Origin of the sequence: Stenotrophomonas sp. ATCM1_4 (assembly GCF_004348115.1) — a bacterium.
Lineage (GTDB): Bacteria > Pseudomonadota > Gammaproteobacteria > Xanthomonadales > Xanthomonadaceae > Stenotrophomonas > Stenotrophomonas capsici.
On sequence record NZ_QPFB01000001.1, the window covers coordinates 1,088,156 to 1,103,179 of the forward strand.

The 15,024-nt window shown below is 65.6% G+C and carries 14 protein-coding genes; 5 read left to right on the forward strand and 9 right to left on the reverse strand.

Features of this window, described 5'->3' with window-relative positions:
* Window positions 1–2: 2 nt before the first annotated feature.
* From ATCM_RS05175 to ATCM_RS05205, 7 genes are all read right to left on the reverse strand, one after another.
* Entirely contained in the window at window positions 3–1,370 is a 1,368-nt protein-coding gene (locus tag ATCM_RS05175) for a leucyl aminopeptidase family protein (RefSeq protein ID WP_132863177.1), read from the reverse strand.
* A gap of 31 nt (window positions 1,371–1,401) precedes the next feature.
* Window positions 1,402–2,109: an HAD family hydrolase gene (locus ATCM_RS05180; protein WP_132863178.1), complete on the reverse strand. Its 708-nt coding sequence runs from the start codon at window positions 2,107–2,109 to the stop codon at window positions 1,402–1,404.
* A gap of 48 nt (window positions 2,110–2,157) precedes the next feature.
* Window positions 2,158–3,255, reverse strand: coding sequence for an AI-2E family transporter (locus ATCM_RS05185; RefSeq protein WP_132863179.1), 1,098 nt, complete (start codon window positions 3,253–3,255; stop codon window positions 2,158–2,160).
* A 51-nt stretch (window positions 3,256–3,306) separates the two neighbouring features.
* Entirely contained in the window at window positions 3,307–3,750 is a 444-nt protein-coding gene (locus ATCM_RS05190) for a protein sip-5 (protein WP_132863180.1), read from the reverse strand.
* The gene (locus tag ATCM_RS05195) at window positions 3,747–4,232 is read right to left on the reverse strand and encodes a phage holin family protein (protein ID WP_132863181.1); all 486 of its coding nucleotides are present in this window, start codon (window positions 4,230–4,232) and stop codon (window positions 3,747–3,749) included. The genes ATCM_RS05190 and ATCM_RS05195 overlap by 4 nt, the downstream gene beginning before the upstream one ends.
* A gap of 5 nt (window positions 4,233–4,237) precedes the next feature.
* A complete protein-coding gene (locus tag ATCM_RS05200) occupies window positions 4,238–4,597 on the reverse strand; it encodes a hypothetical protein (RefSeq protein ID WP_132863182.1) in 360 nt (119 codons plus the stop codon).
* Window positions 4,598–4,720: 123 nt separating this feature from the next.
* Window positions 4,721–6,151: a Do family serine endopeptidase gene (locus tag ATCM_RS05205; protein ID WP_132863183.1), complete on the reverse strand. Its 1,431-nt coding sequence runs from the start codon at window positions 6,149–6,151 to the stop codon at window positions 4,721–4,723.
* A gap of 463 nt (window positions 6,152–6,614) precedes the next feature.
* Between ATCM_RS05205 and ATCM_RS05210 the strand changes: the two genes are divergently transcribed.
* The 5 genes from ATCM_RS05210 to ATCM_RS05230 all read left to right on the forward strand — a co-directional run bounded on the left by ATCM_RS05210 (window position 6,615) and on the right by ATCM_RS05230 (window position 12,800).
* The gene (locus tag ATCM_RS05210; protein ID WP_132863184.1) at window positions 6,615–8,765 is read left to right on the forward strand and encodes an adenosylcobalamin-dependent ribonucleoside-diphosphate reductase; all 2,151 of its coding nucleotides are present in this window, start codon (window positions 6,615–6,617) and stop codon (window positions 8,763–8,765) included.
* A 144-nt stretch (window positions 8,766–8,909) separates the two neighbouring features.
* A complete protein-coding gene (locus ATCM_RS05215) occupies window positions 8,910–9,650 on the forward strand; it encodes a hypothetical protein (RefSeq protein ID WP_132863185.1) in 741 nt (246 codons plus the stop codon).
* A gap of 81 nt (window positions 9,651–9,731) precedes the next feature.
* On the forward strand, window positions 9,732–10,511 hold the full coding sequence (locus ATCM_RS05220) for an NrdJb (protein ID WP_132863186.1): 780 nt from the start codon (window positions 9,732–9,734) through the stop codon (window positions 10,509–10,511).
* Between the two features lie 185 nt (window positions 10,512–10,696).
* Window positions 10,697–11,491, forward strand: coding sequence for a restriction endonuclease (locus ATCM_RS05225; RefSeq protein WP_165931127.1), 795 nt, complete (start codon window positions 10,697–10,699; stop codon window positions 11,489–11,491).
* A gap of 331 nt (window positions 11,492–11,822) precedes the next feature.
* The gene (locus tag ATCM_RS05230; RefSeq protein ID WP_243693960.1) at window positions 11,823–12,800 is read left to right on the forward strand and encodes a serine hydrolase domain-containing protein; all 978 of its coding nucleotides are present in this window, start codon (window positions 11,823–11,825) and stop codon (window positions 12,798–12,800) included.
* Window positions 12,801–13,083: 283 nt separating this feature from the next.
* On the opposite strand, the gene ATCM_RS05235 is transcribed toward ATCM_RS05230, so the two are convergent.
* Complete coding sequence (locus ATCM_RS05235) at window positions 13,084–14,028, reverse strand: hypothetical protein (protein WP_132863188.1); 945 nt, start codon at window positions 14,026–14,028, stop codon at window positions 13,084–13,086.
* A gap of 86 nt (window positions 14,029–14,114) precedes the next feature.
* Complete coding sequence (locus ATCM_RS05240) at window positions 14,115–14,378, reverse strand: SH3 domain-containing protein (RefSeq protein ID WP_343145108.1); 264 nt, start codon at window positions 14,376–14,378, stop codon at window positions 14,115–14,117.
* Window positions 14,379–15,024 lie beyond the last annotated feature (646 nt).

A 15,024-nucleotide genomic window follows, 5' to 3' on the forward strand; every position in this document is an offset into this window, starting at 1 on the left:
GCTCAGGCGTAGCGCGCCTTCAGCATCGCCCAGGCCGAGCGCAGGGCCAGGGCTTCGCCGCCGGCCGGACGGCCCGGGCGTTCGCCGTCGTTCCAGGCGTACACGTCCAGGTGCGCCCACACCTGGCCGTCATTGATGAAGCGCTCCAGGTACAACGCGGCGGTGACCGAGCCGGCCATGCGCGAGCCGGAGTTGGCCAGGTCGGCGATGCCGCTGTTGAGGTAGCGCAGGTACGGGCGCCACAGCGGCATGCGCCACAGCGGGTCGCGGGTGGCGTCGCCGGCCTGCAGCCACTGGTTGGCCAGCGTGTCGTTGTTGGAGAACAGCGCCGGCAGGTCCGGGCCCAGCGCGATGCGGGCCGCACCGGTGAGCGTGGCGAAATCGATGATTGCCTCCGGCTGCTGCTCGCTGGCGTAGGTCAGCGCGTCGCACAGGATCAGGCGGCCTTCGGCGTCGGTGTTGTCGATCTCCACGGTGATGCCCTTGCGCGTGGTGATCACCTCGCCCGGACGGAAGGCATCCGGGCCCACCGCGTTCTCCACCGCCGGCACCACCAGCGTCAGCCGCACCGGCAGCTGCTGTGCCATCACCAGCCCGGCCAGCGCCAGTGCGTGCGCGGCGCCGCCCATGTCCTTCTTCATGTTGCGCATGCCGTCGGCCGGCTTCAGGTCCAGCCCGCCGGTGTCGAAGCACACGCCCTTGCCGACCAGCGCCAGGTGCGGCGCATCGTCCTTGCCCCAGCGCAGCACGATCAGGCGCGGCGCCCGGTGCGAGGCGCGGCCGACGGCGTGGATGGTCGGGAAGTTCATTTCCAGCAGTTCGTCGCCGGCGATCACTTCCAGCGTGCCGCCGTGGGCGTCGGCCAGTTCGCGCGCGGCGTCTTCCAGCTGCTGCGGGCCCATGTCCTCGGTGGGCGTGTTGACCCAGTCACGCACGCGCAGGCAGGCGGTGACCACGTCCAGCACTTCCTGCGCGGGGCTGGCGACCAGCTGTGCCGGCGCGCGCGCCGGCTTGCGGTAGCGCGCGAAGCGGTAGCTGCCCAGGCCCCAGCCGAGCTGCAGGGTGGTGATGCTGGCCGCATCCAGTTCATTGGCCAGCTGCCAGGTGGTGCCGGCCGGCAGTGCGAACGGGCCATGCGCGTAGGCATAGGCATCGGCGCGGTCACCCACGCCCAGCACCGCGCCGGCGATGCCGTTGCTGCCCGGCAGCAGGGCCACGCTGTTGGCCGCGGCGTTGAACTGCTGGCTGGCCAGCCAGGCCTGCACGGCGGGCGGCTGGGTGGCCGCCCATGCGGCGAAGCCGTCGCGGTCGAGCACGTACAGCGGCAGGGCGTTGGCGGTGTCGGTAGTGAAGCCGTTGATCGGGGTCATGTCTGTCTCGTATCGGATGGCGGCCGTCGGCTCAGCGCGGCGTGGATGCGTTGGCATCCAGCCAGTCGGCCAGTCCGGTCAGGGTGTCGAACTGCAGGTCCGGCTGCAGTTCCTGATGGGTCCATGCGTGTGCTTCGCGGTTGATCCAGCAGCCGCGCAGGCCCGCGCGCATCGCGCCGGCCACGTCCATCTCGGCGTGGTCGCCCACGTGCAGCACCTGCGCATGCGCCACGCCCAGCCTCTGGCAGGCCGCGTGGAAGATGCCCGGGTCCGGCTTGGCCGCGCCGAACTCGCGCGAGCCCAGCTGGAAGGCGAACAGCTCGGCGATGCCGATGCGCTGCAGGTCGGCGTTGCCGTTGCTGACCGCCGCCACCGGTACGCGCGCGGCGATGCGGCGCAGTGCCTCCAGCGCGTCGGGGTAGAAGGTCACCTGGTTGCGCGCCGCGTAGAACGCCTCGTAGGCCGGCTCCAGCAGCGCCGGGCTGGCCCCGCTGTTCTCCAGCGCTTCGGCCAGGGTCAGCCGCCGCAGGGCGCTCAGGTCGTAGTGCAGGTGCGGGTTGTCGCGGAACGAACGCTCGCGCAGTTCGCGCATGGCCGCCACCGGATACATCGCTGCGGTGGCGGGGCTGTGCTCGAGCATCCAGTCGTGCAGCACCTGGTCGATGCGCGCGCCGATGGGCGCGAAGGGCCAGAGTGTGTCGTCCAGGTCGAGGGTGATGGCTAGGACAGGAAAGTTCACCGCGCCATTTTACGGCAAGCCCGCCGCGCTGGCCCTCACGGCTTCAGGCTATTCGAGCAGCCGCGCCCAGCCCTGCATGCCGTCCACGCGGCTGAGCACCAGCTTCACGCAGACCAGCAGCGGCACGGCCAGCAGCAGGCCGACGATGCCCCACAGCCAGCCGAACAGCATCAGCGCCAGGATCAGCATCAACGGCGAGATCGCCATGCTGCGGCCCAGCACGATGGGCGTGACCAGCTGCCCCTCCAAGGTGTGCAGGGCCAGGTAGCTCAGCGCCGGCAGGCAGGCGGTGAGCGGGTCGTCGAACATCACAAAGCCCACCAGCAGCATCAGCGCGATGCCGATCAGCGGGCCCACGTAGGGGGCGAAGTTGAGCAGCGCCGCCACCGTGCCCCACAGCAGTGCCTCGGACAGCCCGATGCCCAGCAGCATCAGCACGCCGGACAGCACCAGCCCCAGGGCGATGTTGATGACGGTGATGGTCAGCACGTAGCGCGAGATCTCCCGCTCCATCGACCGCAGGATGTCGGCGGTGAAGCGCTTCTGCTGGCGGTTGGGCAGCAGGTCGATCACGTGCCGCTGCAGGCTCTGCCCGTAGATCATGAAGAACAGCGTCAGCAGCACCACCGCCAGCGCCGAGGCGGCCAGCTTGGGGGTGCGCACCAGCGCCTTGTACGGGTCATCGAGCTGGGTGCGGACCACCTGCACCTTGCGGTTGCCTTCGCCGCCGGCGGCACGGGCAAAGCTCTCGGCGGCCTGGTTGGCCTGCTGCACCGGCTTGACCAGCGCCTGTACCTGGCGCGAGATCTGCCGCATCTGCTGCGGTGCTTGCTGTACCCAATCGGTGGCCGGCCCGGCCAGCTGCACCGCCAGCGCCACGCTGCCGGCCAGGCCGAGCAGCAGCACCAGCAGCGCGGCCAGGAAGCGTGGCAGGCGCAGCTTCTGCAGCAGGCGGATGATGGGGTTGCCGACCAGCGCCAGGAACGCGGCCAGCAGCACCGGCAGGATCACCGTCTGCGCCGCCCACAGCGTGTAGCCGACGGCCAGCGTGGCCAGTACCACCAGGGCGGTGGAGGCACGCGGACGTGGCGGCAGCGGCGCGGGGGCCGCCGGTTGCGGTGACGGCTCGGACAGGGGCTCGGACATGCAGGCGACGCTCCGGCAGACGGAAGGGCGCGGCGTGAGGCCGGGCCCGGGTCAGGATTCTGACAGTTCCGTCGCGGCTTCGGCGGGCCCGGGTTGGGCCGCATTGCGCGGGCGGGCCGGTGCCGGCCCGGCGCCCGCCGGTCCGGCGGTTTCGTCGGCGGCCTGCTCGGCCTCGTCGGCGGCATCGGACGCCTGCGCGGCGGCCATGCCTGCCGCCGCCGCGGCGAAGGAGGCCACCGATGCCTGCGCCGAAGCGACCAGCCCGGAGACCGAGCCGATCATCTGCAGCCAGCGGGCACCGCTGAACGCACCGCCGGGTTCCAGCTTGCCGGCCAGAAAGCCGCCGGCCAGGCCGACCACGACGATGCGGCCCGGCGTCCACGCGCTGCGCCAGGCCTGGTTGAGTGCATCCCAGCGCTGCGTGGTCTCCTCGCCGCGGACCTGCACCACGGCTTCGGCGCGGCGCACGCGACGCTGCAGGGCTTCGAACTTCATGGCGTGTTCTCCCCCGGTACCTTCACGTCGGCATCCGGATCCTCGTCGCTGGGCTCGTCGAACAGGCCCATGCGCGAAAGCTGGCGGCGGGTGGCGTGCATGCCGGTGTGGTGGAAGAAGTAGGACACCCGCCAGATGGCGTAGCCGGTGACGAGGAGGCTGGCCAGGGTGGGTATCAGCAGCGCGACGAACAGCGACAGCCCCAGGTACTGCAGCAGGGCCACCAGCGTGGCCGCCAGCAGCAGCCACGCCGAGGCGCCGAAGACGATCGCCACGCCGCTCCAGGCCAGCGCCCGGCCGAACGCGCTGCGGGCCAATGCCAGGTCGGCCGAGGCCAACCGTCGCAGTGAGCGCAGCGTGTCCGATGCCGAATCCAGCGTCTGCCGGCCGGCGGCGCCGACCTGGCGGATGCTTTCTTCCAGCCCCGGCTTGGGATCCGGGGTGGGCTGTTCTTCCGGTGGCGGTGTTGCGGCTTCGCTCACGCCGGTCAGTCGTTGCTGCGGGCGAGCTTGGCGATGATCCAGCCGGCGGCGAAGGCCACGCCGAAGGAGGCCAGCGGACGCTCGCGGATCAGGTCGGCGGCGCTGTCGATCAGGTCCTTGCCCTTGTCCATCAGTGCATCGACCTGTTCCTTGGCGGCGGCACCGCCCAGTTCGGCGGCGGCCAGGCCGGACAGCGCGCTGTCGGACAGCTCGGCCTTCATGTTGGCCTTGCCAAGGCGCAGTTCGTCGGCGGCGGCACCGGTGGCGCCCTTGACGGCCGAACCGGCGGCGGCGGCGGCGGACTTCAGGTGTGCGCCAGCCTCGCCCAGGTGTTCCTTCATGTTCTCGGTATTGGTGGGGCTCATCGTGATCTCCTGGTTTCAGCGGGTGCGCCGGCGTGCGGCGCGCGGGTTGCAGCAGATAGCAACAAATAACAGTACTGCGGTGTAAGGAACGTTACGCCGGGCCAAACCGGCCTCACGCCGGCATCATCGCATCAACAACTGGCCGCCCCCGTTGCCGCGGCGCACGCTCAGCACCAGCTGCTGCGGGCGCGGGCTGAAGCTGGCGCGCCAGCTGGCCAGGTCGGTGAACTCGCCGCTGCTGGCGGCCACGATCACATCGCCGCTGGCCAGCCCGGACTGCGCCGCGCGGCTGCCGCGCGCCACGTCACTGACCAGCACGCCGTTGAGGCCGGACTGGCGCAGCGACTCGGGCAGGTCGGCGAAGGTGGCGCCGGACAGGCGCGGGTCGAGCATGTCGCCGGTGAGCGCGCGCGGTTGTTCCTTCAGCGTGGCCTTGAGCTGCAGCGGCTTGCCGTCGCGGCGGATGTCCAGGTCCACGGTGCGGCCGACCGTGGAGAGGCCTTCGAAGTTGTGCAGCGCCTGCGCGTTGTCCACGCGCTGGCCGTTGATCGACAGCACCACGTCACCGGCCTTGAGCCCGGCCGCGGCCGCGCCGGAACCGGCCAATACGCGCGTGACCAGCGCACCGCGGGCTTCGGCCAGACCCAGCCCCTGGGCGATCTGCGGGGTCAGGTTCTGGGTTTCCACGCCCAGCGTGCCGCGCACCACCACGCCCTTGGTGACCAGTTGCTCGACCACGTCGCGCGCCAGGTTGGACGGAATGGCCAGGCCCAGGCCGATGTTGCCGGCCATGCTGCCCTGCGGGTTGAAGCTGGCGGTGTTGATGCCGACCAGCTGGCCGGCCAGGTTGACCAGCGCGCCGCCGGAGTTGCCCGGGTTGATCGAGGCGTCGGTCTGGATGAAGTTCTGGTAGCCCAGCCCGCGGATGCCGCTGCGGCCCACCGCCGAGACGATGCCCGAGGTGACGGTCTGGCTGAAGCCGAACGGGTTGCCGATGGCGACCACGAAGTCACCTACGCGCAGCTGGTCGCTGTTGCCCAGCGGCAGCGCGGTGAGCTTCTCGGCCGGGATGCGGATCAGCGCGATGTCGGTGTCCGGGTCCGAGCCGATGAACTCGGCCTGCACGGTGCGGCCGTCGGCCAGGGTCACGCGCACGTCGTCGGCGTTGTCGATGACGTGGTGGTTGGTCAGCACCAGGCCCTTGGCCGCGTCGATGATCACGCCCGAGCCCAGCGACTCGTTGATGCGCTCCTGCGGCACCTGCGGGAACAGGCGGCGGAAGAACGGGTCGTCGAAGAACGGGTTGCGCACCCGCACCACCTGCTTGGTGTTGACGCTGACCACCGCCGGCATGGCCTGTTCCAGCATGGGCGCCAGCGACGGCACCGGTTGGCCGGCGACCGAGGCCGGCAGGGCGGCGGTGGCGGGTACCACGCTGGCGACGGGGGTGGCCGCGTCGGCGCGGTTGTCCAGGTGGGCGTTGATGGCGGTGGCGGTGAAGCCGCCGAAGGCGGCGGCCAGGGCCAGGGTCAGCAGGGTCGGGATCGGTCGCATAAGCCGGGAGGTTCCATGCAGGGGCGCCGGAGGGCGGCCCGGGGTGGGACGGATTGCTGAACAGGAGTGTGGCCGCAGGCGCCTAAATCAACAATGAAATTTTCTGCATCGCCGCAATCGCAGGGCCGGTGCGGGCTGCACGGATTGCAATAGTCCAGATGCATATTTTTCGTTTGACAACACCCCGGCGGTGGGTAAGCTTGGTCGGGCCATCAGCCACTAGATGTTGGGTTGGTGTGAAAAACGTCCCCAAGCAGTAGGGTTAGTGCTCGGGGTGCAAGCACCCCAACGGAAGGCGTGCAATGACCGCGACAGTGATGCAGAACACCGGCAGTCCTCGGCTCGATCCCATCCCGCCAGCAGGCGCGTAAGCACGCGCCTGCGCGTCGTCGTCGTTGCAGCCCGGCCCGCCGGGGTAAAGAACAAACGCACCGCAAGGTGCCCCAGGAGAGTTTCCACAATCATGAGTACGGTGCGTCTGGAAGTGGTCAGCAATCAAACCAAGTCGGACCTGATTCCCCTGCAACCTGCCTCGCAGGACATCTGGGAGAAGAAGTACCGCCTCACGACCAAGGCAGGCGAAGCGCTGGATGCGGACATCGATGGCACCTACAAGCGCGTGGCCCGTGCCCTGGCCGACGCCGAAGCCACCGACGAGAAGCGCGCCTACTGGTATGAGCGCTTCGCCTGGGCGCTGCGCCGCGGCGCGATCCCGGCCGGCCGCATCACCTCCAATGCCGGTGCGCAGGAACACAAGCCGGCCACCAGCACCATCAACTGCACCGTCTCGGGCACCATCACCGACTCGATGGACGGCATCCTGGAGAAGGTCCACGAAGCGGGCCTGACCCTGAAGGCCGGCTGCGGCATCGGCTATGAGTTCAGCACCCTGCGTCCGCGCGGTGCGTTCGTCGCCGGCGCCGGCGCCTACACCTCCGGGCCGATGTCCTTCATGGATATCTACGACAAGATGTGCTTCACCGTGTCCTCGGCCGGTGGCCGTCGCGGCGCGCAGATGGGCACCTTCGACGTGTCGCACCCGGACGTGAAGGACTTCATCCGCGCCAAGCGCGAGGACGGCCGCCTGCGCCAGTTCAACCTGTCGCTGCTGATCACCGACGGCTTCATGGACGCGGTCAACAACGACGCCGACTGGCCGCTGGTGTTCCCGATCAACATCAAGGAACAGGCCGAGGTCGACCAGAACGCCGCCGACGTGGTCTGGCGCGAGTGGCCGACCCACGAGAACTACATCGTGCGCGACGACGGCCTGGTGGCCTGCAAGGTGTACGGGCACATCCGCGCCCGCCACCTGTGGGACATGATCATGGTCTCCACCTACGACTACGCCGAGCCGGGCTTCATCCTGATCGACCGCGTCAACGAGATGAACAACAACTGGTGGTGCGAGAACATCCGCGCCACCAACCCGTGCGGCGAGCAGCCGCTGCCGCCGTACGGCGCCTGCCTGCTGGGCTCGGTCAACCTGACCAAGTTCGTGCGCGACCCGTTCACCGACAAGGCCTCCTTCGACTGGGACGAGTACAAGGAAGTGGTGCGCGTGTTCACCCGCATGCTGGACAACGTGGTCGAGGTCAACGGCCTGCCGCTGGAGCAGCAGCGCAACGAGATCATGCGCAAGCGCCGCCACGGCATGGGCTTCCTGGGCCTGGGCAGCACCATGACCATGCTGCGGATGAAGTACGGCTCGCCGGAATCGTGCGAGTTCACCGAAGCCATTGCCCGCGACATGGCCGTGGCCGGCTGGGAAACCGGCCTGGAGCTGGCCCGCGAGAAGGGCGCCGCCCCGATCATGGACGAGCAGTTCGACGTCACCGCCGCGATGCTGCGCCAGCGCCCGGAAATGAAGAAGGACGGCTGGAAGGTCGGCCAGAAGATCGCCGGCAAGGTGCTGCACGCCCGCTACAGCCGCTACATGCAGCGCGTGGCCACGGTGGCGCCGGCGTTGGTGGAGGAACTGGCCACGGTGGGTTCGCGCTTCACCCACCACAGCTCCATCGCCCCGACCGGCACCATCAGCCTGTCGCTGGCCAACAACGCCTCCAACGGCATTGAGCCCTCGTTCGCGCACCACTACAGCCGCAACGTGATCCGCGAAGGCAAGAAGTCCAAGGAAAAGGTGGACGTGTTCTCCTTCGAGCTGCTGGCCTACCGCGCGCTGGTCAACCCGCAGGCGATGCCGTTCAGCGATGACGCCGCCGCGCAGCTGCCGGAGTACTTCATCAGCGCCGACGACATCTCGCCCAAGGAGCACGTGGACGTGCAGGCCGCCGCCCAGAAGTGGGTGGACAGCTCGATCTCCAAGACCGCCAACGTACCGACCGATTACCCGTACGAGCAGTTCAAGGACATCTACCGCTACGCCCACGCCCAGGGCCTGAAGGGCTGCACCACGTTCCGCTTCAACCCGGCCGCCTTCCAGGGTGTGCTGGTCAAGGAGACGGACCTGGAGAACACCACCTACCGCTTCGAGCTGGAAGACGGCCAGGTGGTGGAGGTCAAGGGCAACGAGCAGATCGAGTACGACGGCGAGATGCACACCGCCGCCAACCTGTTCGATGCCCTCAAGGAAGGCTATTACGGCAAGTTCTAAGAGCCTTCGCCGTCGCCCCGCGTTTCGGCGCGGGGCGGCAGACGGTGGTCGCCGCCACCGGGTTGTTGCGCGTTTGTTCCCCGTTGCATTCGCTTCGATATAGCATCGCCCGCATGACAGACCCGATGCCCTGAGGAGGGCTCTATGAGCAATGGTAATGGTGTGACGGCGACCGTTTCGCAGGTGGCCGAGAACGTGAAGGAAACCGCCGTCCACGTGGGCGACTCGATCGCCGCCACCGCCAGCGACGCCGTCGCCGCGGTCAAGGCCGGCGCGCAGAAGGCCGAGGCCGGTGCCAAGAAGCAGGTGGCCAAGGTCAAGAAGGCCGTGAAGAAGGCCGAGAAGGTCGTCGCCAAGAAGGCCGCCGCCGCCAGGAAGGAAGTGAAGAAGACCGTCGGCTCGGTGCGCAAGAAGCTGGAGACCGCCAAGGCCAATGCCCAGGCCGAAGCCGCCGAGCTGAAGAAGAAGGGCGCCGGCAAGCGCGCCGCGACCAAGAAGGCCATCGCCAAGGTCGAGAAGAAGGCCGCCACCAAGGTGGCCTCGGCCAAGAAGACGGTCAAGGCTGCCGAGAAGAAGGTTGCCAAGGCCGTGACCAAGAAGGCCGCTGCCGCCAAGAAGTCGGTCAAGGCTGCCGAGAAGAAGGTCGCCAAGGCCGTCACCGGCAAGACCGCTACTGCCAAGAAGGCAGTGAAGAAGGTCGAGAAGAAGGCCGCCAAGAAGGTCGCTTCGGTCAAGAAGTCGGTCAAGGCCGTCGAGAAGAAGGTGGTCAAGAAGGCCGCCGTCGCCAAGAAGACCGCGAACAGGAAAGTCGCTTCGGCCAAGAAGACCGTCGCCAGGAAGGCCACCGCCGTGAAGAAGGCGGTCAAGAAGGCCACCCGCAAGTAATCGCCGCACCGCGCCCCCCGTCCCAGCCGGGACGGGGAAGGCGCCGTAATCCGTACGCAACGCATAACCAGGACTCGCACCATGGCCGTCAAGATCGACAAGAAAATCAAGGGCTATTCCGTCATCACCCCGGACGACAAGGCGCGCGAAGCCGCGGCCAAGGCGGTCCCGGTCGCGGCGCCCCAGGACGAGTCCCCGGCCGACAACATCGTGCACATGCACGAGCGCATCGAGCGCCCGGAAGTGCTGATCGGCAGCACCTACAAGATCAAGTCGCCGCTGGTGGAGCACGCCTTCTACGTGACCATCAACGACATCGTGCTCAACCAGGGCACCGAGCACGAACTGCGCCGTCCGTTCGAGATCTTCATCAACTCCAAGTCGATGGAGCATTTCCAGTGGATCGTGGCGCTGACCCGCATCATGTCGGCCGTGTTCCGCAAGGGTGGCGACGTGACCTTCATCGTCGACGAGATGAAGGCCGTGTTCGACCCGAAGGGCGGCTACTTCAAGGCCGGCGGAGTGTACATGCCGTCGCTGGTGGCGGAGCTGGGCTCCATCGTCGAAGACCACATGAAGGCCATCGGCCTGCTGCACGACCCGGAAATGAGCGCCCACCAGCGCGCCCTGATCGCCGAGAAGCGCAAGCAGTTCGAAGAGCGCTCAAAAAAAAACAGTGACGTAACCGCAGCGCCGGTTGCGGTGCCGGTCGACGGCGAAGAGCTGGTCATCATCGACAGCGCCGACAACGGCAGCTTCCCGCCCAGCGCCAGCATGTGCCACAAGTGCAATACCAAAGCACTGGTGATCATGGATGGCTGCCAGACTTGCTTGAATTGTGGGTATAGCAAGTGTGGGTGACCGATAGATAAGAAAAAGAGCCCCTTCAGGGGGCTCTTTTTTTGGGGAGAATCGGGGTTTCCCTCATGGCAGGTCTTCTCCATGTTCCTTGTCGGTATCTGAATCCCCTCCAAGGATTAGACATAACCCCGCTAGATGGGGTGCGGCGATTGGATAGTGTTCGCTGTCAGTACTGCTATTCCTTGATGGACGATTACGATGGCGAGAGTCTTTGGAAGGTTCCATTAGCGAGGTATCTGGCAACTCACAATCGTGTAATGAACTCGATGCGAGAAGTCGGGATTGAACTGCCTGAACGGCGAATCCGGATTAAGAGAAATCCCAGTGAAAGAGATGCGCTCCTTCAGGTTTGTCCAGTGTGCGGTTGGTGGGTAGCAATTGATAGAGCAATGTTCTGTGCCGAGCGCAGTCAGATTTGGAGCATGACCCTTGTTTCGGGTGCAGTACTGCGTGATCTAGACATTCGAGATATAAGCGTTCCGATCATGGCTGTGCGGAGGTACCTTTCGGCCAAGCAACAGGCACTGAGAGATATGCATCCCCGACTATTCGAGGAGACCGTTGCGAGTGTATTTCGTGACTTCGATTACCGTGCGGATGTTACTGCTTACTCGGGCGATGGAGGCATTGATGTTGTGCTTCGGTCCACTGCTGGTGATGTGATTGGCGTGCAGGTTAAGAGGAAAAGGAGATCGATCGAGGTTGAGCAGATTAGATCGTTTCTTGGTGCTCTTACTCTTGGGGGCTATCGGCGTGGTGTCTTCGTGGCGACTTCGAAATTCCAGAGGGGATCAGTCGAAGCTGCGCGGATAAGTACATCAAGACATATCCCTATTGAGCTTGTGGATGGCGATCGCTTTCTTCATATTCTGGGGGCAGCGAACATGGAGGTTCCTGCGACTGCTCATGATTGTGGGATTTATGCTGGGCAGGACTTGCGATTTACGCTCCATTCTCATTTCAACCTCAATTCGTTGTGATAGTCGATTTGTAAAAATGAGTTAACGTAGCCTCGGGGAGGCGCAGCACACCCCGGGAATAAAACACGGGTCTGTAAAACAGGGGGCAGAGTCGAAATTTCGTTCCAGCCCTCTCCTGTAGCCAGACGCCAGGGCGTGGTGAGTCGATACCTCGAATCACAGTCCGATGACGATGCCTGCTACCCAGATAGTTGATCTAGACTTTCGCCTCCCGAATATCGCGGCGAGCGCCATGAAGAAGTGAGTGGTTGGGTTGTTGCTCCTTCCTGTCTTGATGCTCCCCTCGGTGGGACGCTCGGCGGAGGCGTCGCCGCAGGGGATACACGCGGCCGTGCTGGACGATTACCTCGACCAGGTGGAGGACGGCAACGGTGGGCTGGGCAGCGTGTCCATCTTCCGTGGCGGGCGCGAGGTCTATCAGCGGCGCTTCGGCCAGAAATACCTGTCCGGCGTGCGGGCGGATGCGGACACCCTTTACCAGATCGCCTCGGTCACCAAGATGGTCACGGCCATTCTTGCGTTCAAGCTGATTGAACAGGGGCGGCTGGGGCTGGATGACACGCTGGCCGATTTTCATCCGGAGATGCCCGCTGCGGCGGAGATCAGTGTCCGGCAGATGTTGGCGCATTCCAGCGGCCTGGGGAACTTCGCGATCAAGGACAGTACGGTCTGGATCGTGGACGCGCTGGAGCCGCCGGCGATCCTGGCGGAGATCAGGCGGCAGGGCGTGGCCTTCGTCCCCGGCACGCGCGTGGCCTACTCCAACTCCGCCTACTACCTGTTGCGGATGATCCTGGAGGACACCTACGGGCGGCCGTATCACGAGATCGTCGAGCAGGAAATCGCCCGGCCGTTGCAGCTTGCGCATTTCGCCTCGGTGAAGGCCAACCACGCCGATACCTTCAGGTCCTATGCGTTCGCCGATGGCACCTGGGGCGAAATCAAGGAAGTGGACTTCAGCAATGTCGTCGGGGTTGGCGACATCGCCAGCACCCCTGGCGACCTCAACCGGTTGATCGTCGCCCTGTTCAACGGCGAGCTCGTGCGGAAGGAGACGTTGGCGCTGATGGCGCCGGCGCCGGGCAAGGGCTGGGGGATGGGGGTGGCGGAGTTCGCGTACGGGGAGAACACGTTCCTCGGGCACGGCGGTGATGTCATCGGTGCGCATTCCCGGGTCATTTACAACGTGCAGGACGGTACCGCCATTGCCTACTCCACGAATGGGGAGCGGATTCCAACCAATGCCTTCCTCGAGACCATCGTCGGGATCGTTTACGGCGGCACGTTCCAGGCGCCGGCGCTGAAGTAGGACCCTGCGCAGGGCGGCTCGGCGCGATGCACCGGTGACGTTCCGTCATCGAAAGGGGCGTCGGAGAAGCTGGGGTCACGGCCGGCTTTCGGCAATGCGCCTTTCTTGTGGGACTGCGCTGGCGCGATTCAACGGCTCGAATCCTGACCGAAATCCTCTTCTTGGCCGAACGTTCTTTTGCGGACACTTCGATGGCCTGGTCTGGCCAGGAGGGGAGGGTGGTAGATATTCTTGGCCCGTATTGCAGCGCCTTAACTGGCGGCTTGCTCTTTCGCAGTGAAAGCTAGGGCGCCAGCTCCGGCAACGAGTAGCACGGCACAGAGGAGGACACGTTGATGGCACCCTCCCCACGAAACCGCCTTTCGAACGTGTCCTGCGCCCAGCGGTCGGCGCTTTGAATGTCGGCAGGTGAGAGCGCGCCTGTCTTGACGAACAATGCAAGCAGGGATTCCACGTCGGCGCGTTGTTCGGGCAGGGCCCGCAGCGCTGCCAGACGGGCGCCGCGCCACGTCAGTACCGGATCGGGCATTGGCACCGTGTCCGTCCATGAGGCATGCCCGTTGGGTGTATTCACGTATCTGTGGAGGGCTTGCACGGATACGCGCGGGTCCGCCCGCTGCAAGGCCTGTTGTGTAAATCCGGAAGTGTGCCGGATATGACGTTCGATCTCTGCGGCTTCTTCCGTGATCAGCCTGCTCCCCAGCCAGGGCGTAGGTCCCATCAGGAGGAAGCAGGTCTGTGCGTCCGGGTTACCCCTGACGGCCGCTTCGAAGAGGGCATTGGATAGCACCCGGGCCAACTGCCTCTTGTCGGACCCCTTGCAGAACCGTTCCAGCCGCTCGACCACGAAGGCATATCTGGCGCTCTCCGTGTCCATCATGCGCAGGGTTTCCACGGTTTCGTTCGCCAGGTCTCCCCGCCTTCCATCCTCCAGCATGGAACGCATGCCATTCACCGCGGCATGGTAGAGAAGGCAGTCATTGGCTTGTTTGAACGCAAGAACGATGGCGTCCACATCGCCGCTGGCGCGCGTTGCCTCCCAATGATGCGCCAGTCCGCCGGGTTGCTCAGCGATGCCGCTGGCGTCGCTCGATTGCTCCGACTCGACCGACACAGCCTGCGATGGCGCGGGCCGATTCGATCCGTCCTCTTGCCAAACCCACAGGTATGTACTGCCGCCGGCCAGAAGCAGCAGCGCTGCCAGGATCTTGTATGTGTGCCGCCCCATTCAATGCCTCCAGCATTGGCAAGCAACAGGAATGCTGCATGCCGACCCGAGTTTAGGGAAAGCAGCGGATGCTGGGCAGGGGAGGCTTACTGCCTCCCCTCACTGAGGTTCGCGAGCGGAACCCAACCCCCTTTCTGTCCCTGCGTGTCGCAGAGCAGCCAGTTGTCCCAGCCTTCAGGACCTTCATGCCTTTCGCCTACTACGAGCAGTGCGCCCTTGGTGAAAGAGATCGGATTGGGGTACTCGCTGGTATGGCCTCGGATGACGCGGCACTGCCGGGCTTCCATGTGCGTCTCCTGCAGGTTGCATCGACATTGATCCGGGCCACGAGGCTCCGGTGTCCAAGCCATTCTGGAGGACGTTCTGCAGCATCACTTTGTCCCGGCGCAACTCTGCAGTCGATAGCTTGCTTGCGGTCCCCTTGCGCATGCCCCCGCAGCCGGAGCATCTCGGGTGCTTCCAAACTGTCGTGCTTCTTCTATTCGTTGTAGCGCGTGCCTTCGAAAGCAAGGTAGTCCCGAACAGCGCTGGGACATAGTCCGCGTCCCATTTGGAGCAGGACTCCACTTCGGATTTTCGGATTGCACTGCTCGATGGGGCGCTGCCTCTGCGAATGAAACAGCGGCGAGCCGTCGACCAACGTGGCTGTCGCGTTGGGCGATGTGATGGCGGCGTGATGCCGGCCGGAGGAGAGTCGGCGTTCTGCATTTCCTGAATTCACATCAACGCCGGTAATGCCTGTTTCAGGCGGTTTTGCGGCATGTGTCCCGTATCGGCGGTGAAGTTGGGTCTTCACGACGCCCTTGCCGAAAGTGTGTATCCATGTGCCACGGCGGTATGGATAAATCGCCGCCGTGGCCGACTGAAATCACCGCGGCGGATGATCGGGGAGTTCTGCCAGGCCGTGCACGGGCTGGCGCTTCATGGCGCCGGGTGTCGTGCGGGTTCGGCATCGGACGGAACGAAGTTGTTCATCCGAGCGCGGGCGCAAGGGGA

Excerpts from the sequence above, each read along its gene's own strand:
- ATCM_RS05175 (WP_132863177.1), bottom strand. The coding sequence starts at position 1,370 with ATGACCCCGATCAACGGCTTCACTACCGACACCGCCAACGCCCTGCCG.
- ATCM_RS05185 (WP_132863179.1), bottom strand. The coding sequence starts at position 3,255 with ATGTCCGAGCCCCTGTCCGAGCCGTCACCGCAACCGGCGGCCCCCGCG.
- ATCM_RS05190 (WP_132863180.1), bottom strand. The coding sequence starts at position 3,750 with ATGAAGTTCGAAGCCCTGCAGCGTCGCGTGCGCCGCGCCGAAGCCGTG.
- ATCM_RS05200 (WP_132863182.1), bottom strand. The coding sequence starts at position 4,597 with ATGAGCCCCACCAATACCGAGAACATGAAGGAACACCTGGGCGAGGCT.
- ATCM_RS05205 (WP_132863183.1), bottom strand. The coding sequence starts at position 6,151 with ATGCGACCGATCCCGACCCTGCTGACCCTGGCCCTGGCCGCCGCCTTC.
- ATCM_RS05210 (WP_132863184.1), top strand. The coding sequence starts at position 6,615 with ATGAGTACGGTGCGTCTGGAAGTGGTCAGCAATCAAACCAAGTCGGAC.
- ATCM_RS05215 (WP_132863185.1), top strand. The coding sequence starts at position 8,910 with ATGAGCAATGGTAATGGTGTGACGGCGACCGTTTCGCAGGTGGCCGAG.
- ATCM_RS05220 (WP_132863186.1), top strand. The coding sequence starts at position 9,732 with ATGGCCGTCAAGATCGACAAGAAAATCAAGGGCTATTCCGTCATCACC.
- ATCM_RS05225 (WP_165931127.1), top strand. The coding sequence starts at position 10,697 with ATGGACGATTACGATGGCGAGAGTCTTTGGAAGGTTCCATTAGCGAGG.
- ATCM_RS05235 (WP_132863188.1), bottom strand. The coding sequence starts at position 14,028 with ATGGGGCGGCACACATACAAGATCCTGGCAGCGCTGCTGCTTCTGGCC.
- ATCM_RS05240 (WP_343145108.1), bottom strand. The coding sequence starts at position 14,378 with ATGGCTTGGACACCGGAGCCTCGTGGCCCGGATCAATGTCGATGCAAC.